General features: G+C 41.5%; 18 protein-coding genes, 1 tRNA gene and 1 other RNA gene. 12 read left to right on the top strand and 8 right to left on the bottom strand.

What is annotated here, in order from left to right:
* The first annotated feature begins 42 nt into the window (after positions 1 to 42).
* The gene (locus B1s21160_RS06005) at positions 43 to 969 is read left to right on the top strand and encodes a DMT family transporter (RefSeq protein WP_095672810.1); all 927 of its coding nucleotides are present in this window, start codon (positions 43 to 45) and stop codon (positions 967 to 969) included.
* Here the strand turns inward: B1s21160_RS06005 and B1s21160_RS06000 are convergent.
* From B1s21160_RS06000 to upp, 3 genes are read right to left on the bottom strand one after another with little or no spacing between them, the layout of a single operon-like run.
* Positions 945 to 1,553: a DedA family protein gene (locus B1s21160_RS06000; protein WP_095672809.1), complete on the bottom strand. Its 609-nt coding sequence runs from the start codon at positions 1,551 to 1,553 to the stop codon at positions 945 to 947. The two genes, B1s21160_RS06005 and B1s21160_RS06000, sit on opposite strands and share 25 nt — an antisense overlap.
* A 4-nt stretch (positions 1,554 to 1,557) precedes the next feature.
* A complete protein-coding gene (locus B1s21160_RS05995) occupies positions 1,558 to 2,934 on the bottom strand; it encodes an NAD-dependent malic enzyme (RefSeq protein ID WP_095672808.1) in 1,377 nt (458 codons plus the stop codon).
* Positions 2,935 to 3,573, bottom strand: a complete 639-nt coding sequence (gene upp, locus B1s21160_RS05990; protein ID WP_095672807.1) for a uracil phosphoribosyltransferase — start codon at positions 3,571 to 3,573, stop codon at positions 2,935 to 2,937.
* A gap of 106 nt (positions 3,574 to 3,679) precedes the next feature.
* Between upp and B1s21160_RS05985 the strand changes: the two genes are divergently transcribed.
* Together B1s21160_RS05985 and B1s21160_RS05980 are read left to right on the top strand one after the other, a co-directional pair.
* Positions 3,680 to 4,138, top strand: coding sequence for a tRNA adenosine deaminase-associated protein (locus B1s21160_RS05985; RefSeq protein WP_095672806.1), 459 nt, complete (start codon positions 3,680 to 3,682; stop codon positions 4,136 to 4,138).
* Positions 4,138 to 4,587 carry a nucleoside deaminase gene (locus B1s21160_RS05980; RefSeq protein ID WP_095672805.1) on the top strand — a complete coding sequence of 150 codons (450 nt, stop codon included), beginning with the start codon at positions 4,138 to 4,140 and terminating at the stop codon, positions 4,585 to 4,587. The genes B1s21160_RS05985 and B1s21160_RS05980 overlap by 1 nt, the downstream gene beginning before the upstream one ends.
* On the opposite strand, the gene B1s21160_RS05975 is transcribed toward B1s21160_RS05980, so the two are convergent.
* On the bottom strand, positions 4,584 to 6,950 hold the full coding sequence (locus tag B1s21160_RS05975; RefSeq protein ID WP_223297952.1) for an amino acid permease: 2,367 nt from the start codon (positions 6,948 to 6,950) through the stop codon (positions 4,584 to 4,586). The two genes, B1s21160_RS05980 and B1s21160_RS05975, sit on opposite strands and share 4 nt — an antisense overlap.
* A 75-nt stretch (positions 6,951 to 7,025) precedes the next feature.
* Here B1s21160_RS05975 and B1s21160_RS05970 point away from each other — a divergent pair, with 75 nt between their 5' ends.
* Positions 7,026 to 8,462 carry an NAD-dependent succinate-semialdehyde dehydrogenase gene (locus B1s21160_RS05970; protein ID WP_095672804.1) on the top strand — a complete coding sequence of 479 codons (1,437 nt, stop codon included), beginning with the start codon at positions 7,026 to 7,028 and terminating at the stop codon, positions 8,460 to 8,462.
* A 2-nt stretch (positions 8,463 to 8,464) separates the two neighbouring features.
* Here B1s21160_RS05970 and B1s21160_RS05965 read toward each other — a convergent pair whose 3' ends face one another.
* A complete protein-coding gene (locus B1s21160_RS05965; protein ID WP_150120966.1) occupies positions 8,465 to 9,091 on the bottom strand; it encodes a class I SAM-dependent methyltransferase in 627 nt (208 codons plus the stop codon).
* A gap of 58 nt (positions 9,092 to 9,149) precedes the next feature.
* Positions 9,150 to 9,234 (bottom strand) — tRNA-Ser (locus B1s21160_RS05960).
* A gap of 52 nt (positions 9,235 to 9,286) precedes the next feature.
* Between B1s21160_RS05960 and ffs the strand changes: the two genes are divergently transcribed.
* The 7 genes from ffs (at position 9,287) to gmd (ending at position 16,066) form a co-directional block, all read left to right on the top strand.
* Positions 9,287 to 9,383: signal recognition particle sRNA small type (gene ffs / locus B1s21160_RS05955), an RNA gene on the top strand.
* 41 nt (positions 9,384 to 9,424) lie between these two features.
* Positions 9,425 to 11,107 (top strand): DNA polymerase III subunit gamma and tau, encoded by a 1,683-nt coding sequence (locus B1s21160_RS05950; protein WP_095672802.1) that lies wholly within the window; start codon positions 9,425 to 9,427, stop codon positions 11,105 to 11,107.
* 22 nt (positions 11,108 to 11,129) lie between these two features.
* On the top strand, positions 11,130 to 11,729 hold the full coding sequence (gene recR, locus B1s21160_RS05945) for a recombination mediator RecR (RefSeq protein WP_095672801.1): 600 nt from the start codon (positions 11,130 to 11,132) through the stop codon (positions 11,727 to 11,729).
* Positions 11,730 to 11,813: 84 nt separating this feature from the next.
* Complete coding sequence (locus B1s21160_RS05940; RefSeq protein WP_095672800.1) at positions 11,814 to 13,085, top strand: aspartate kinase; 1,272 nt, start codon at positions 11,814 to 11,816, stop codon at positions 13,083 to 13,085.
* Entirely contained in the window at positions 13,082 to 14,128 is a 1,047-nt protein-coding gene (locus B1s21160_RS05935; RefSeq protein WP_095672799.1) for an aspartate-semialdehyde dehydrogenase, read from the top strand. Before B1s21160_RS05940 ends, B1s21160_RS05935 begins: the two co-directional genes overlap by 4 nt.
* 24 nt (positions 14,129 to 14,152) lie before the next feature.
* Positions 14,153 to 15,064 (top strand): GDP-L-fucose synthase family protein, encoded by a 912-nt coding sequence (locus tag B1s21160_RS05930; RefSeq protein ID WP_095672798.1) that lies wholly within the window; start codon positions 14,153 to 14,155, stop codon positions 15,062 to 15,064.
* Between the two features lie 9 nt (positions 15,065 to 15,073).
* Entirely contained in the window at positions 15,074 to 16,066 is a 993-nt protein-coding gene (gene gmd / locus B1s21160_RS05925; RefSeq protein WP_095672797.1) for a GDP-mannose 4,6-dehydratase, read from the top strand.
* Between the two features lies 1 nt (position 16,067).
* Here the strand turns inward: gmd and B1s21160_RS05920 are convergent, their stop codons facing one another.
* Together B1s21160_RS05920 and B1s21160_RS05915 are read right to left on the bottom strand one after the other, a co-directional pair.
* A complete protein-coding gene (locus tag B1s21160_RS05920) occupies positions 16,068 to 17,072 on the bottom strand; it encodes a DUF4282 domain-containing protein (RefSeq protein WP_095672796.1) in 1,005 nt (334 codons plus the stop codon).
* 14 nt (positions 17,073 to 17,086) lie between these two features.
* Positions 17,087 to 17,905: a metallophosphoesterase gene (locus tag B1s21160_RS05915; RefSeq protein WP_095672795.1), complete on the bottom strand. Its 819-nt coding sequence runs from the start codon at positions 17,903 to 17,905 to the stop codon at positions 17,087 to 17,089.
* 14 nt (positions 17,906 to 17,919) lie between these two features.
* Here B1s21160_RS05915 and B1s21160_RS05910 point away from each other — a divergent pair, with 14 nt between their 5' ends.
* On the top strand, positions 17,920 to 18,372 hold the full coding sequence (locus tag B1s21160_RS05910; protein WP_095672794.1) for a GatB/YqeY domain-containing protein: 453 nt from the start codon (positions 17,920 to 17,922) through the stop codon (positions 18,370 to 18,372).
* The last annotated feature ends 18 nt before the right edge of the window (positions 18,373 to 18,390 follow it).

Genomic DNA, 18,390 nt, shown 5'->3' with positions numbered 1-18,390 from the left:
AGCAATTAAGGGAGAGTTGATATTAAAAGCAGTGAAAAGGTAGTGCGCCTTGAGCTGTTATCAGCACTTTCTGGGGTTTTAATTGCGGCGCAATCTCGAATAAACGGTGCGCTATCTGAGCAGATGGGTGACTCACTTGAGGCTGCGATTGTTTCATTCTCCTCCGGTTTACTTTTTGTCAGTTTAATTGCGCTATCTCGCAAGGATGTTAGAGATGGGTTTAAAGCAATTTTTATTGCAGTTAAGCAGGTAAAGCTGCCACCTTTGACTCTGGCAGCAGGTGTACTCGGCGCCTCCTTTGTGGCAATGCAAACCTATGTGGTGCCAATTGCTGGAGTGGCATTATTTACTGTTGCATCCCTTGCCGGACAAACTGGCATTTCCTTGTGGGTAGATAAATTAGGTTTAAGTGGCGGTGCTAAATCTTTAATTACAAAGCGCCGAGTAATTGCAGCGCTCATTACCGTAATTGCGGTGGTGGTCTCGGCCTGGGATAGATTTTCAATGAGTGATTTTTCAATTACTGCAATTGGCCTGGCATTATTTGCTGGCAGTTGGGTCGGTGTGCAGCGGGCACTAAATGGCAGGATTAACTCTTTTTCAAATAAAAGTTTTGCAACCTCACTTTTAAACTTTATAACTGGAACTAGCTTCCTACTCTTTCTGCTCTTACTAAGAAGTTTATTTACTGATCACTCAATTAATAACTTCACATCAGCTCCTTGGTGGATGTTTTTAGGTGGCACAGTCGGAGTAATTTATATCGCATTATCTGCCCATATTGTCCAACACCTTGGAGTACTTGAATTCACCTTGTTTAGTGTGGGTGGAATGCTAATAGGGTCATTACTAATTGATTTAGTTTTTCCAACCCCTGGAACTGTTGTCTCACCTTACCTAATTGTGGGTATTGCACTCACCTACTTAGGTGTTGTTGCAAATGGTCAATCTCGCCTATCCCGGCGGTAATTAATAAAAGCTGAAACCAAAGATGCAGTGATAAAAAATGCGGCGAGAGCGTATGAGATATCTTCCACCCAAGAGATTGAGCCAGAGTAAAAACCAGCTAAGGTAATTCCAACTCCCCATAAAAAAGCACCTAATGCATTTGCAGATAGGAATTTGTAGTAATTCATCTTTACAGTGCCTGCAATTGGTGGCACAAAGGTTCTAACCCAAGGGATGTATCTGGCAATTACTACCGACCACCAACCATATCGGGCGTAAAATTTTTCAGATCTAGCCAGCATTTTTTGCATCCGCTTTGATTTATGTTTTTCAAGATAGGGCCTACCTACCTTTCGCCCAATTACATACCCAACCTGATCACCTACAAAGGCTGCTAGAAATACTGCAAAGATCAAAAATACAATATTTATGTCATCTCTTGCTGCAGCAACTAGACCTGCACTAAATAGCAGAGAGTCACCTGGCAGAAAGAAACCTAAAAGTAATCCAGTTTCAACAAAGATAATCCCTGCAACTACTACATAAAATAAAAAGGGGGCAACTGGGGATAGTTGATCATTAAATGAGGCGGCAAAGCTGAGCATTAATTTAAACCGATTTCTTTACAGCTGCCGCTACCTTTTGTGAAACAGTTGGATCAAAAACACTGGGCACTATAAAATTGGCATTTAATTGTTCGCTACTCACACAAGATGCAATCGCTTCAGCTGCTAGTACCAACATATTGTCGGTAATCTTGGTGATGTGAGCATCAAGTAAGCCTCTAAATATGCCAGGAAAAGCCAAAACATTATTAATCTGATTGGGGTGATCACTTCTCCCTGTTGCCACAACTGCAGCGTGCTTTCTAGCCAGCGCAGGATCAATCTCTGGATCTGGGTTAGCTAAAGCAAATACGATCGCATCCTTTGCCATTGATTTAATATCAGCCTCAACCAAAACATTTGGCGCACTTAAACCTATAAAAACATCAGCACCTTTCATGGCAGCAGATAAATCTCCTCTAAAAGCACCAGGTGAGCAGTTTTCAACAAACCATTTGCGCATTGGATCAGATTCACCCTTATCTTCAAAGATAAGTCCATCTTTTCCAAAACCAATAATATTTTTAGCTCCATTTGCAATTAGTAACCTAGCAACCGCTGTTCCGGCAGCTCCAACACCACTTAATACAATCTTGGTTGATTTTAAATCTTTTTTCACAAGCTTTAACGCATTTGTTAGCGCTGCTAAGACGACAATTGCGGTGCCATGTTGATCATCATGGAAAACTGGAATATCAAGTAAGTCGCGAAGGCGGGCTTCAATTTCAAAACAACGAGGTGCTGAGATATCCTCAAGATTAATACCACCATAAACTGGTGCAATAATTTGTACCGTCCGAATTATCTCTTCAACATCTTGAGTATCAAGACAAACTGGCCAAGCATCAACATCGGCAAATCTCTTAAATAAGGCTGCCTTTCCCTCCATTACAGGAAGTGCAGCCCCTGGACCAATATTTCCAAGGCCAAGAACAGCTGATCCATCAGTTACAACTGCAACAGTATTTCGCTTAATTGTTAATCTTCTTAAGTCAGATGGATCCTTAGCAATTGCTTGGCAGATTCTGGCAACTCCTGGTGTGTAGGCGCGGGAGAGATCATCACGGGTTTTAAGTGGGACTTTGGAGGCAATCTCAATTTTTCCACCAAGGTGCAATAGAAATGTTCGGTCTGAGACCTTTCTGACATTCAAATTTTTATTTTCAGATAAGGCAGCGGTAATCGCCTCCGCATGTTCGGCATCAATAGCATCACATGTAACATCAATTACCACCCGATCTAATACTGATTCAACAACATCAAGGGCTGTAATGCTAGCCCCGGCTGCCAAGATCGCCTGTGTGATTTCAGAGACTGGTTGGGCAGAGGCAGGGGCATCAACACGGATTGTGATGCCATAACCTGGGGATGTACTTGCCATTTAAACCACACCATATAAACGATCACCAGCATCACCTAATCCTGGAACTATGTAGCCCTTTTCATTTAATCGCTCATCTAGCGCACCAGTTACAAGTTTTAATTGCAACTTACTTGATGCAAATGCTTTTTCTAATACCGCTACTCCTTCAGGAGCTGCCAAGATACAAATCGCAGTTATATCAGTTGCACCCTTTGCAGCTAAGAACTCAATGGCAGAAACCAATGTGCCACCAGTGGCAAGCATTGGATCTAGGATGTAACACTGGCGGCCAGTTAGATCTTCCGGCAATCTATTCGCATAAGTTGTTGCTTTTAAAGTTTTTTCATCCCTTACCATGCCAAGAAAGCCAATCTCAGCTGTTGGAATTAATCTAGACATTCCCTCTAACATGCCAAGTCCTGCTCTAAGTATTGGCACCACTACAGGTTTTGGTTTTGTCAGGTGAGCACCTTGCGCCATCGCAACTGGTGTCTTAACAGTTACCGTTTGAGTCTTCACCTCACGCATTGCCTCATAGGCAAGCAGAGTGACAATCTCCTCCGTTAGACGCCTGAAGGTTGGTGAATCTGTTTTTTCATCCCGCAGCACCGTTAACTTGTGTGTAATCAGTGGGTGGTCTGCGATATGGATTTTCACATAATCACTCTACAAGGAGTAAGCCCTACTACCAATTAGCACAGAATAAAGGGAGAATAAGAAGGGCAGATCTTGAGCATAAGGTTGGCGAAAGGGTGTGATCTAAATGTCAGTAGATTTTGGAATCATCGCCTGGCATGAAGATGGCAGGTGGGATGCCACCCAACTAGTTGCAACTAGAGATATTGGCGCAGTAATTGATTCACTAAAAGCGCAACAAACCAATGGCGGGGCAATTGCGTTAATTGCGATAGAGGATGAGTTTGTAATTATTGCCAGGGCATTAGGTGATCAAATGCAGATGATGATCTCAGATCTCACCTACGCATTAGATTATGAGGTCGCAGCAGAGCTAATTGAGGTATTAGATCTTGAGTTTCCAGAGGAGGATGATGAGGCCCAACCTGGTGGGGATCTAGATCTACTAAATGATTTAGGGGTAAGTCAGATGGAGCTGTTAACTATTCTAGATGACACAGAGTTATATCCTGATGAACAATTAGAAGCCATAGCCAGCAGATTAGGTTTTGGTGAACAATTCAATCAGGTAATAGAAAGTAATTAGTGGATTACAAATCTTTAATGCAGCAGGCAATTTCACTTGCTAAAGAGGCTGGGCTAAAAGGTGATGTGCCGGTTGGTGCCTTAGTTGTTGATGATACAGGCACCATAGTTGGAATGGGCGCAAACTTAAGAGAGCAAGATAATGATCCAACCGCTCATGCTGAGATTGTTGCCATTAGAGATGCTGCAAAGAAACAAGGCAATTACCGATTAGATGAGCTAACTATGGTAGTAACACTTGAGCCATGCGGGATGTGTGCTGGGGCGATCGCGCAAAGTCGGATTAAAAGATTAGTTTTTGGTTCATTTGATGAAAAATACGGCGCAGTTGGATCTGTATGGGATTTACTTCGGGATACCCGTGCTATCTATAAACCAGAGGTAATAAGTGGAGTGCTAGAAGATGAGTGTGGGCAGTTATTAGGTGAGTTCTTTACAACAAAGCGTTAAACAATAATTTCATATGATGGATTTAAAATAATCAGTTGACCATTATTCTCACCCACCATACCTTCTGCCTTTAACTGTGATCCAACCTCAAGACCCGTAATTTCACGTCTACCTAAAAATTGCAAAGTAACGCCGCCGCTTTCATCCCACATCTCAACCTCAACTAATGGGGAGGAACCAGAGGGGGCTGACTTTATTGAGTTAACTCTTCCTTGAACATGCGCTCGTTTTCGCCAAGTGATATTGCCAATCGGAATTATATTTTCAGCGTAATGGCTTATTGGTTCATTTGATTTAGTTGCAACAGATGCTTTAGTAAACGCACTCTGTGTTCTTACAGGCACTTCTTGTTTTGATTCACTTTTCTTATCTAATGGTGCTTTCCAGCTGCTTTGGCCAGAGATAATTTTTTCAACATCAAACGGAATGATGGTTGCAACAACTCTTTCTAGTTGAGAGATAGGACGAGCAATATCTTCAGCTGTTTGATCATGAAGCAGCCAGCCTAAAACCTTAGAATAAGAACGACGAGGTAGGAGAAGTGTTAACTCAACATCATTGCCGGCTGTTGCTCTAATTGCATAATCAACTGCAGCATTTGCAAGACGTCTATCAGGGCAATCAATTAATTCAAGTGGCACATCAGCACAAGCCTCATTTTTTGCCCACTCTTTGCTTAACATTTCTGCTCGTCTGTCATCAATTACAAAATGTACGGCCGAAAGATTTCTTGGATTTAAACTTCTGGCATATCGAATGGCGCCTATTGTGGCAAGATCAAAGCTATCAATTAGAACTGTCACATCATGTCTAGTCATTGAAGTGGCTCTTGAAGACTGAATGGTTATATTAAGTGCATCTTGTTCACTTGTGTACTGCTTGCGCAATCTTAAAAATGCCATCACTAAAAATGGCGTAACAACTACAACTACCCAAGCTCCTTGATTGAATTTAACTACCGCAAAGATTAAAACTACTAATAGTGAGATTGAGCCAGATAAACCATTTATTACATAATTAATCTTCCAAGCACCTTTCTTATGGGTTCTTGCATACTTAGCCATACCAAGACCTGAGAGTGTGAATGCGGTGAATACTCCCAGTGCGTAGTAAGCAACTAAATGCTCTACTGATGCTCTAGTTACTAATATCAAAATCATCGCAGCTGCAGTTAAAACTAAAATTCCATTTGAGAAGTTAAGCCTATGTCCTCGTTTGGTCAGCCAGTTAGGTAGGTATCCATCTTGGGCAACAAAGTTAACCACCATTGGAAACGCGCTATATGTTGTGTTAGCACCTGCAAATAAAATCAACATTGTTGCAGCCTGAACAATTATGAAAAATGCACTACCAAAGACGCCATCTCCTAATATTGTTTTTGCAATCTGAGAAATAACTGTTGGTGTTCCTGACTCATACGGCATGGCATAAATCTTGTGGGCAAAGTAGGAAACACCTAGAACTAAAGAACCAAGCAGCGTGCTCATGATTACAAGAGTTCTTCTGGCATTTATGTGCTCTGGTGATTTAAACAAAGAGACACCATCTGAGATTGCTTCAAGGCCGGTTAAAGATGATCCACCATTTGCGAATGCTCTAAGTAATATAAAGATTGCAGCAAAGGTTAGCAATCCTTGCTCCTGACCGATCTCAACTGCTCCTGGTTGGTTGATATCTAAGGTTGGCAGCGTTCCAGAAATTTCTCGGTAAACACCAATTGCAAAGACTGTGAACATTGAGCCAACGAAAAGATATGTAGGAAGAGCAAAAGCTTTGCCAGCCTCTTTTACTCCTCTTAAATTTCCGTAGGTAAGTAAAACAATGATTGCAAGAGTCATATGAATCTTCCAAGGAGAAAGCTCTGGGAAGGTTGAAATAATTGCTGCAACTCCTGCAGCTGATTGAATTGCCAGAGTCACTATGTAATCAAGCATTAGCGCAACTGCTGCAACCTGAGCAACTACTGGTCCAAAGTTATCGCGGGAGACTATGTATGCCCCACCAATTTTTGTGTAAACAGAAATTACATTTCGATATGACAAGGTAACAATTAAGAGAATTAGTAAAACAATCATGGTCATCGGCATCAACATTGCAAAGGCAGCAAGTCCAAAAGCTGGTACTAAGGCGAGCAAGATTTGTTCTGAGCCATAGGCAGAGCTTGAGATGCAATCAGAGGATAAAATTCCTAACGCATACTTCTTATCAAGACGTTGGTGGCTTAAGGTGTGGCGATTTAAAGGATTGCCTAAAAGGCGCCGCTTGATTTTGTAGGAGAATGGATCTTTTAGATGAGCATGCTCTTTGAGCACCTTTGGCGCTGGTGCGTTATCACTCCAAGAGTTAGGCAAAGTTGAAAACACGCTCCAAGTAGAAGTTGAGAGAAGTAAGTATACGCCTGTTTAAATCTTGATTTTTAAGCAGTAAAAACTGAGCGTATGCTTATCTTTATGCAACTTTCTACCCAGCTCTATATTGATGGCAAGTGGGTTAATGGCGTATCAACTATGCCAGTTACAAATCCAGCTGATGAATCAGTTATTGCTAATGTGCAGATTTCATCCGAAGAACAATGCATCCAGGCAGTGGATGCAGCCCACAGGGCATTTAAAAGTTGGGCAAAGACGGCGCCTCGTGTGCGTGGTGAAATTCTTCGCAAAGCATTTGAAATTATGGTTGCAGAATCTGATCGATTGGCTGAGATTATTTCAAGAGAAAATGGCAAAGTATTAAGTGATGCTAAGGGTGAGGTTTTGTACGCCGCAGAGTTTTTTAGATGGTTCTCAGAAGAGGCAGTGCGTATAAATGGTGAGTTTAGAACTTCGCCAAGTGGAGACAAAAGAATTATTGTTACAAAACAACCAATTGGGGTCTCTCTTTTAATTACACCTTGGAATTTTCCAGCTGCAATGGCGACTAGAAAGATTGGTCCGGCGCTCGCTGCAGGCTGCACAGTCATTCTTAAGCCAGCAGGTGAAACACCACTGACTGCTCTAGCAATAATTCAAATCTTAGAGCGTGCTGGAGTTCCAGCAGGTGTTGTTAATTTAATTTTACCTTCCCCAACTGGTCCAGCAATTGCAAAGATTTTAAAAGATCCAAGGGTTGTTAACTTATCTTTCACGGGATCAACTGAGGTTGGTCGAGTACTTCTTAAAGAGGCAGCTGATCGTGTTATTAGATGCTCAATGGAGTTGGGTGGAAATGCGCCATTCCTAGTTTTATCGGACGCTAATGTTGATGATGCGGTCGCTGGCGCACTTCTAGCAAAAATGCGTAACGGCGGTGCTGCTTGTACAGCTGCAAATAGATTTTATGTTGCTAAAGAGATTGCAAATGATTTCACTGAAAAACTCACTAAAGCAATGGGTGGTTTAAAGATGGCACCTGGTACATCAGCTGGCGCCCAACTAGGGGCAAGTGTTTCAGTTAAAGAGCGCAATAAAATTGCAGAGTTAGTTGAATCATCTGTTGCTGCAGGTGGTGATGTTAAAACTGGTGGAAAATCGCCAGCAGGTACCGGTGCTTTTTATCCTGCAACGGTTTTATCTGTCAAAAACAATAATCCAATATTGCAGCAGGAGATATTTGGGCCAGTAGCGCCAATTGTTATTACAAATTCAGATGAAGAAGCAATCGAACTTGCTAACGCAACAGAGTTTGGCTTAATTGCATATGTTTACTCTTCTAATCTAAAACGAGCCATAAGGGTGGCAGAATCTTTGGAGTCAGGCATGGTGGCAATTAATAAAGGTGTTATTTCAGATCCGGCCGCACCATTTGGAGGCTTCAAGCAATCAGGCCTAGGGCGTGAGGGTGGCTTTGCTGGAATTGAAGAGTTTTTAGAGACGAAGTACATCGGAGTAGAAATATAGTTTTATTTTTTCCAAAACATAAAGATGTCTTGTTCTATATTCCAAATCAGATTATTTCTTTTGCAAAAATCAATTAAGTAATATCTGCTCGGATATGCGGAATCATAATTTGCAAAAACTCGAAAGTCATCTATTGCTACAAAAAGCTTCTTAAACCTAGCAAGAGATTTTTCAATAGAATCCAACTCCTCTTTAACAGGGGTGATTTTATTCTCCCCAAATGTCCCATCACCCGAATAATGTCCATCCAGATATATATTCAATTCATCTTTTGAATTTCCCAAAAGCTCACTGAACGAATTTTCCGAGGTCGCATTAATCACCCTCACATTACTAATTTTCTTGAATCTCTTTGAAACATAGTTGAAATGAGGCCTACTCGGTTCGACAGTGATAACACTTGAATATTTCTTAGATAAGAATTTGGTAGTTTCACCTAGATAAGTTCCAGTTTCGATCCATCCAACATTCGGGAAAGCATTATTTTGAAGTATCTTTTTCTTGATGCTGTATGGACTTGGAGGTCTATAGTTATTAGATCTCCACTTTATGTGTCCAAGAAACATATGGGTTAAAACTCTTTTCAAACGCTTCAACCTAAGTTTTTGGGTATCTAATGAAAAGGACATTATGAAATCATATACATTATTTCTAAGCGTGCTTCAACTAAAAAGTGGGCATAAACCGCGGAGGATGAGGGATTTGAACCCTCGGTAGGTTGCCCTACACACGCTTTCCAAGCGTGCGCACTCGGCCGCTATGCGAATCCTCCATTATTACTTACAAGGCTTAAGGGTATCGGTGGTGATGACTAAGATTTACCGTTAGATCCCCCGTGCGGCATTAACGTGCCGAACTCCCCCAGGGCAGGAATGCAGCAAGGGTAGGTGCGCTCTAGTGGGTGTACGGGGGATCCTATTATTTGCAAGCGTTTTAAATTAAATAAGCAAAGGAGGCGATAAATGTCATTAGCTCTATACCGCAAGTATCGCCCATCAACTTTTGTAGATGTCATTGGTCAAGAGCATGTAACAACTCCATTAAGTAATGCTTTAATCTCAGGGCAAATCCATCACGCATATTTATTTAGCGGTCCAAGGGGATGTGGTAAAACATCAAGTGCCAGAATTATGGCTAGATCTTTAAATTGTGAAAAAGGCCCAACACCAAACCCATGTGGAACCTGTCAATCTTGTAAGGATTTAGTTGCTAATGGCCCAGGTTCACTTGATGTAATTGAGTTAGATGCTGCAACACATGGATTAGTAGATGATGCTAGAGATTTAAGAGATAAAGCTTTTTTTGCACCAGTTCAATCTCGCTACAAGATTTACATTATCGATGAGGCTCATCAACTAGGGCCAGGAGCAGCCAACGCCTTACTTAAAGTAGTTGAAGAGCCACCAGCACACGTTTTGTTTATCTTTGCCACAACTGAACCCGAAAAGTTAATTTCAACAATTAGATCAAGAACCCACCACTATCCATTTAGATTAGTTCCACCTGCAATTCTTTCTACACACCTAGAGAAAGTTTGTGAATCTGAAGGTATTAAGGTGGCAAAGGGTGTCATTCAACTAGTTGTTAGAGCGTCCGGTGGATCAGTTCGAGATGCGCAATCAATCCTCGGTCAATTACTAGCTGGTGCTGGTAGCGAAGGTGTTACATATGAGATTGCCGTGGCTCTCCTTGGTTACACCGACTCAGCCCTACTGGACGAAGCAATTGATTCACTGGCTGCATCAGACTCTGCCTCCCTGTTTAACACAGTAGACCGCGTAGTTGAATCAGGGCAAGATCCGAAAAGATTTGCGCAAGATCTACTTGAGCGCTTACGTGATTTGATAATTGTGGGCGCAGTTGATGAGAATAACTCCCAGGTACTCGTTCAAATTCCAATGGATCAATTAGATCGGATGCGAACACAGGCAAAGTTAATTGGCATTGCAAATCTAATTAGATCAGCTGATTTACTTGCCAATGGGTTGACTCAGATGCGCGGTGCAACACCGCCTAGATTGATTCTGGAGTTAGTTTGTGGACAGATGATGCTGCCGCAAGCAAATGATGCAGCTGTTTCTGCTCGACTTGAAAAACTAGAGCGCGGGGTAATTAGTGCTGCGCCAACTGTTGAAGTTAAAGCTGCAACGAGTGAGCCGGTTCAAAACATTTTAAGGGCCGAACCAAAGATTGAAGTAAAACCAGTAGTAGCAGTTAAAACTGAACCAGTTAAGGTAGAGAGCAAGCCAACTAACCACAAGCCAAGTGGTGTTGCAGACATTGCTACCCTGCGTAGATTGTGGCCGCAAGTAATTGAAAATGTTAAAGGCAAGCGCCGTCTAACGTGGTCATTACTTGCAACAAGTGCTCAAATACTCTCCGTAGATGATGAGAGCATAAGCATTGGAATTGTTAACGCAGGAGCACGTGATTCATTTGTTAGATCAGAGAGTGATGTGATTTTATCTGATGCCTTTGAAGAGGTTGCAGGGGTTAGAAGAAAAATAGTTGCAACAGTTGATACCTCAGTTGCTACCACTACTATGGCAAGAAGTGATGAAGATCCAAGCGATGCTAATATGCTGACCGGTGCTGATCTTTTAGCTAGTAAATTAGGCGCTAAAGTTATTAAGGAGTCAGACTAAGTTCTTTCTTAGTTGATGATTTATGTATGAAGGAATAATTCAAGACTTAATTGATGAGCTAGGACGTCTTCCTGGTGTTGGACCAAAGAGTGCTCAACGTATTGCCTTTCACATCATTCAATCAGATCGCGTTGACGTCACTCGCCTTGCTGAGGTTTTAAAGACAGTTAAGGAGCGAGTTAAGTTTTGCACAATTTGTGGAAATATCTCAGAGGAAGAGTTATGCAAGATATGCAGGGATCCAAGAAGAGATAAAACATCTATTTGTGTTGTTGAGGAAAGTAAAGATGTGTTAGCTATTGAAAAAACTAGAGAATTTAAAGGCACGTATCACGTGTTAGGTGGGGCGATCTCACCAATAGATGGAGTAGGACCAGAGAACTTAAGAATTAAAGAGTTAATGACTAGATTATCTGAAACAACAATTGGTGAAATAATTATTGCTACCGATCCAAACCTTGAAGGTGAAGCAACAGCCACTTATTTGACTAGGCTGATCAAACCTTTAGGGATCAAAGTCTCCCGTCTTGCCTCTGGCCTTCCAGTAGGTGGAGATCTGGAATATGCAGATGAAATTACCCTTGGCAGAGCTTTTGAGGGCCGCAGATCCTACGATAACTGATTAATCTCACTATTTAAGATGTTTAGCCGTCTTAATATTTGAGATAATTCCCAAATTCTTAAGCCCATCCTTCACACTTACACCATGGGTTTAATCGTGCAGAAGTTTGGCGGCTCATCGGTGGCCGATGCTGAGGGGCTAAAGCGGGTTGCAAGCCGCATCGTTGCCACCAAGAAATCAGGCCATCAAGTCGTAGTTGTGGTCTCTGCCATGGGAGATACCACCGATGAATTAATTGATTTAGCTAATCAAGTTTCCCCACTTCCAAATGGGCGTGAGCTAGATATGTTGTTAACAGCAGGTGAGCGAATCTCTATGGCACTGCTTGCAATGGCAATCTCAAATTTAGGTCATGAAGCAAGATCATTTACTGGTTCTCAAGCAGGAATTATTACAACATCAACTCATGGCAAGGCGCGAGTTATTGATGTGACACCAGGCAGGATTCAAGAAGCACTTAAAGAAGGTGCGATTGCAATTGTTGCAGGCTTTCAAGGAGTCTCACAGGATACAAATGACATCACTACTTTAGGTAGAGGTGGATCTGACACAACTGCAGTAGCGCTTGCTGCAGCACTTGAAGCAGATGTTTGTGAGATCTACACAGATGTTGATGGAATTTTCTCCGCTGATCCAAGAGTAGTTCCAGCAGCAAAGAAATTATCAACTGTTACATATGATGAAATGTTAGAGCTAGCAGCAAGTGGTGCCAAAGTGTTACACCTACGTTGCGTTGAGTACGCGCGGCGTTTTGATCTACCAATTCATGTTAGATCATCTTTTTCCAACAAGGAAGGAACCTGGGTGGTTAAGGATCATCCAGAAGGGGGCGAAATGGAAGCAGCAATAATCGCAGGAATAGCTCATGATAAAAGTGAGGCAAAGGTAACCATAGTTGGTGTGCCAGATAGGGCCGGTATGGCAGCTGCAATATTTCAAGCCATAGCCGACGCTGACATAAACATCGACATGATTGTGCAAAATGTTTCAGCGGCTGCAACTGGCTTAACAGATATCTCATTTACTTTACCAAAAACAGAAGGTGCTAATGCGACTGCTGTTTTAAAGCGTATTCAAGGTGAGATTGGTTTTGCCTCAATTCAATATGATGATCAGATAGGTAAATTGTCATTAATTGGCGCTGGTATGCGAAGTCATCCAGGGGTCACTGCCACCTTCTTTGCCTGTCTTTCAGAATCTGGCGTAAATATTGAAATGATCTCAACCTCAGAGATTCGAATCTCAATTGTTTGCAGAAGCTCTGATTTAGAAAAGGGTGTTAAAGCAGCACATACCGCTTTTGATTTAGATGCAGATCAAATTGAAGCAGTTGTTTATGGAGGAAGTGGTCGATGAGTAATAAACCATCCCTTGCTGTAGTTGGCGCCACTGGAGCTGTTGGCACAGTAATGCTTAATATTTTATCTAAGCGAGAAAATGTTTATGGTGAGATCAGATTAATTGCCTCTGCAAAAAGTGCTGGTAAAAAACTTACTTGTCGCGGTGAAGAGTTAACAGTTGTTGCTCTATCTCCTGAAGCATTTGAGGGAATTGATATTGCAATGTTTGATGTGCCGGACGAGGTTTCTAAAGAGTGGGCGCCAATTGCTGCAAGTAATGGAGCTGTAGTAGTTGATAACTCCGGCGCGTTTCGAATGGATAAAGATGTGCCATTGGTTGTGCCAGAAGTAAATCCACAAGAGATAAAGAATCGACCAAAAGGAATAATTTCTAATCCGAATTGCACCACCCTTTCCATGATCGTAGCTATGGGTGCTTTGCACAAAGAGTATGGATTAAAGGAATTAGTTGTTGCCTCCTACCAAGCCGCTTCCGGTGCTGGCCAAGGTGGCTTAGATATTTTGCGAGAGCAAATAAATTTAGTTGCAAATAAAAGTTTAGGTGATGAAGCAGGAGATATTAGAAAAGTTGTGAAAGACTTTGGCCCATTTTCAGATCCCCTTGCACTTAATGTAATTCCCTGGGCAGGCTCACTAAAGGAGGATGGTTACTCATCTGAAGAGTTAAAGGTTAGAAATGAATCCAGAAAAATACTAGGGCTAGCTGATTTAAAGGTTTCAGCCACATGTGTTCGAGTTCCAGTGCTAACAACTCATTCGCTAGCTGTTCATGCAATTTTTGATAAGGAAGTCTCACGCTCTGTAGCTCAAGAGGTATTAAGAAATGCAGCAGGAGTTGAATTAGTTGATGATCCAGAAAACTATAAGTTTCCAACGCCAGTAGATGTTGTGGGTACTGATCCCACTTGGGTTGGCCGGGTTAGAAGATCTCTAGATGATCCAAATGCAATAGACCTATTTGTTTGCGGCGATAACCTGCGAAAGGGGGCAGCGCTTAATACTGCTCAAATTGCAGAGTTGGTTGCGGCCGAGTTTTAAAAAACCTAACGCTAGGCTAAGTACATGACAATTTTGGTAGCTGGCGGCTCTGGTTTAGTTGGCTCAGCAATTGTCAGAGAGCTCAATCGATTAAATCAAGAAGTGATTGGTGTATCTAGTAAAGATGTTGACTTACTAGATCGAGATAAAACTTTTGAATTTATAAAGGATCTTAAGCCAACAGCCATTATTGATTCTGCGGCCAAAGTCGGTGGGATCGGTGGCAATAACTCCTATCCAGTTGAATTTCTATCCCAGAATTTACAAATTCAATCTAACCTTATGGACGCGGCTCATGCAGCTAAGGTTTCAAAATTCGTTTTCCTAGGTTCTAGTTGTATTTACCCAAGGGATTGTGCCCAGCCAATAAAAGAGGAGTATTTACTTACAGGCGAGCTTGAGCAGACAAACTCAGCTTACGCAGTGGCAAAAATTGCTGGTATTGAATTAGTCAAGTCTTATCGCAAAGAGTATGGATATAAATGGATTTCGGTAATGCCAACAAACATGTATGGGTCAAATGATAATTTTGATTTAGAAAATGGGCATGTGCTGCCGGTTCTTATTCGAAAGTTTATTGAGGCAAAGCGATCAGGTAATGGCCAGGTAATTTTATGGGGAAGTGGTGCACCGCTTCGTGAATTTATGCACGTAGATGACTTTGCTAAAGCGGTGGTGTTTTGTATGGATAAATACGATGATTCCAAGCAAATCAATGTTGGATCAGGCCAAGAGGTATCCATTAAGGATTTGGCAGGCAAGATTTCCAAAGCTGTTGGATTCAGTGGTGAAATTAGTTGGGATGCAAATAAACCCGATGGCACGATGAGAAAAGTTCTAGATTCATCAAAGATTGCTAATTTAGGCTGGAAACCATTAATTTCATTAGATCAAGGCATCGCATCCACTGTAGAGTGGTATCTACAAAATAAGTAAGGAGCCATTTTGTCTAAGAAGATTGCATTTATCACCGGTATCACCGGACAAGATGGTTCATACCTGACAGAGTTTCTCCTTGAAAAAGGATATGAAGTACACGGACTTATTCGCCGCTCTAGCTCATTTAATACCGCTCGTATAGATCACATCTACCAAGATCCTCACACTCCAAATCCAAAATTGATCCTGCATTATGGTGATTTAACTGATGGTGTAAATATGACTAATTTGATTCATCAGATTCAGCCAACTGAAGTTTATAACTTGGGCGCACAATCTCACGTTCAAGTTTCATTCACTATGCCTCAATACACAGCCCAAGTTGATGCGGTAGGTGCAGTTGCCCTCCTTGAATCAATTCGAGCATCAGGAATTATATGTCGTTATTACCAAGCAAGCACTAGTGAGCTTTATGGATCAACTCCACCACCACAAAATGAAGATTCAGTATTTAGGCCAAGAAGCCCTTATGCAGCAGCAAAGTTAATGGCTTACTGGTCAACAGTTAATTATCGTGAGGCATATGGAGTGCATGCCACAAATGGAATTTTGTTTAACCATGAATCACCTCGGCGAGGTGAAACATTTGTTACCAGAAAAATAACAAGAGCTGTTACCAAGATTGCAACCGGTGGCAAAGACAAGTTATATCTAGGTAATTTAGATGCTGTGCGTGACTGGGGATATGCAAAGGAGTACGTGGAGTCAATGTGGTTGATGCTTCAGCAAGATAAGCCCGGTGATTATGTAGTTGCTACCGGGGTTGGCGCCACTGTTAAAGATTTCGCTCAAGCAGCCTTTGAACATGTAGGACTTGATTACAAAGATCATGTTGAAGTAGATAAGCGTTATGAAAGACCAACTGAGGTTGACGCGTTAATCGGTGACCCATCAAAGGCTGAAAAAGTACTTGGCTGGAAGGCGAAAACACACTGGAATGAGTTAGCAAAGTTAATGGTGGATGCTGATTTAGAAAAGGCTAAATCAAAATCTAACTAATTTACTTTCTTAATCCACCTTTTGTATTTTCAGCAATATGAACCACTGCAACCGCTAACTCAAATACTAAGCGGATTGCAAGAATTACTAAGAAAGTAACAATTACTCCAGCTAATACCACCATTGGAAATGCTGCATAATCTTGATTTATGCCATATGTAGTTGAAGCATAAATTGGAATACCAACAGCGGCTAACCCAATGATAAATACAAAGTAGAAGGTGTATAGGTAGGAGGCAACTTTTCTAGTTAGATACTCAGATAATTTAAAATCTTTCATGTGTCCAAGAACAGTTTTAATATCTGCCTGCCAACTAATCCATGCCCAAAGTGAAGCAAGAAGTCCAAGTCCTAGAATTAGCAATTTCAAAGCAATTTGAATTACACCCAATACAACTAACCAAATTAAACTCTGAGTAACACCTGATGGCAGATCAGAGGCCGCCAGATCATAATTATCTAATAGTGATCTAACCATTCCAATTAGTGCTAACAGATAGATTGTTGCTGAAGCTGTGTAAAAGACAACTTGGTGAGTTTTATTCGATGGTGCCTTTAGGAAATTAACTAAACCAGTAAGAAGGTTTGCCACTTGAGTTTTTTGAACAATTAAAGATAAAACCATTGGAATCAGTGCAACTGTTGCAAAAGCTTCAACATATGGAGCCTCACCAGTTTTAACAAAAACATTTTTAATTACCTGGGTAAAGCCGACCTCATTAGAACGCCAGATATCAGTTAGCCAAACCAGGAAGAAAATACGGGTAACAAAAGCAGCAACTGTTAAAAAGGCTCGCATCTCAAGGTTTTGAGCAAAGATTGCAAAAAATACCGCTAAGTAGCTAACGATTAACCAGGTAAGTCCAGTTGAGCTAGTGATAGCAGTCAAGGCATCTTGGTAATTGGAGTAATCATTAAGTGTGTACCAATAGAAGGTATCTGGAATTACTAAAAGCAGAGTGATTACTAAATACAGGCGATGTAATTTATTTGAAATTAGATTCATTATTAAAGCCTACCTTAAGCAGTTAATGTGATTAGGGAGACTTCAGGCGGACATACAAATCTAATTGGCGCAAAAGGGCTCATGCCCATACCGGCTGAGACATTAAGCCAAGGTTCATCATTTACCTTAGTAACTCCGCGAGATCGCCAATTTTCTAAATCACAATTTGTAGTAAGTGATTTACTCCCCCCCGGCCAAGGCAATCTAATCTGACCACCATGAGTATGACCTGCAAATATTAAATCTAATTTATCCTGCGCCATCCCAGCGAGCACTCGTTCATATGGCGCGTGAGTTACACCAATTGCAATATCTGCAGTATTACTCACTCTTCCTTCAACCTTACGATAATCATCTAACTCTAAGTGAGCATCATCTGTACCACGTGCTTCAATTACTACTCCGTTTACCTTTAACTTAACTTTATTGTGATTTAAATCTTGCCAACCTCGCTTTGTTAACTGTTTTTGCAATCTCTGCCAAGGCAACTTCTCACCTAGCTTGCGCTCTCCATTATCTTTTCTTAAGTAAGAAAAGGGGTTTTTAAAACTAGGTGCGTAGTAATCATTAGAACCAAAGACAAATAAACCTGGCAGATCAAGAAGCTCACCTAGTGCGTTAAGTGCGATATCGACCCCATCTTTGTGGGCAAGAAAATCACCTGTGCTAATCACTAAATCAGGTTTTAAATCAATAAAGGTTTTGATATCTGCAATCTCACGCTTTTTTCTAGGGTGCAGATGAAGATCAGAAAAATGCAGGACTTTAATTGGTTTAGCACCCTTAGGGAGCAGGGGCAAGGTAGAGGTGCGCACTTTGTATGCCATAGGCATGAGAAGATACCGCTATGGGACTAAAAGAAAAACTACAGTCAGATTTAACCGATGCGATTCGCTCTCAAGATGCGGTCAAAAGCGGCACCATCAGAATGCTGCTTGCTGCTATTACCAATGAAGAGGTTGCGGGTAAGAGCGCAAAGGTATTGATTGACGCGGAAGTGATTACAGTTTTATCCAGGGAGGCTAAAAAGCGCCGTGAGGCTGTTGAGGCTTACACAAACGCGAAGCGTGATGATTTAGCCAACAAGGAAAAAGAAGAGGCAGCAGTTATTGCTCTCTACCTACCTGAGCAATTAAGTGAGGCGGATATCAAGAAATTAATAGCAGATGCAATTGCTGAAACAAATGCAGCAGGCCCTGCTGGCATGGGATTAGTAATGAAAGTTTTACAACCTAAGATTGCTGGCAAAGCTGATGGTGGAGTGGTTTCATCATTGGTTAAAGCAGCACTTTCTCAATAAAAAGTTAAGGATTACTAA

Source organism: Candidatus Nanopelagicus hibericus (genome assembly GCF_002288005.1).
Lineage (GTDB): Bacteria > Actinomycetota > Actinomycetes > Nanopelagicales > Nanopelagicaceae > Nanopelagicus > Nanopelagicus hibericus.
This window is presented reverse-complemented; position numbering and strand designations above follow the sequence as displayed.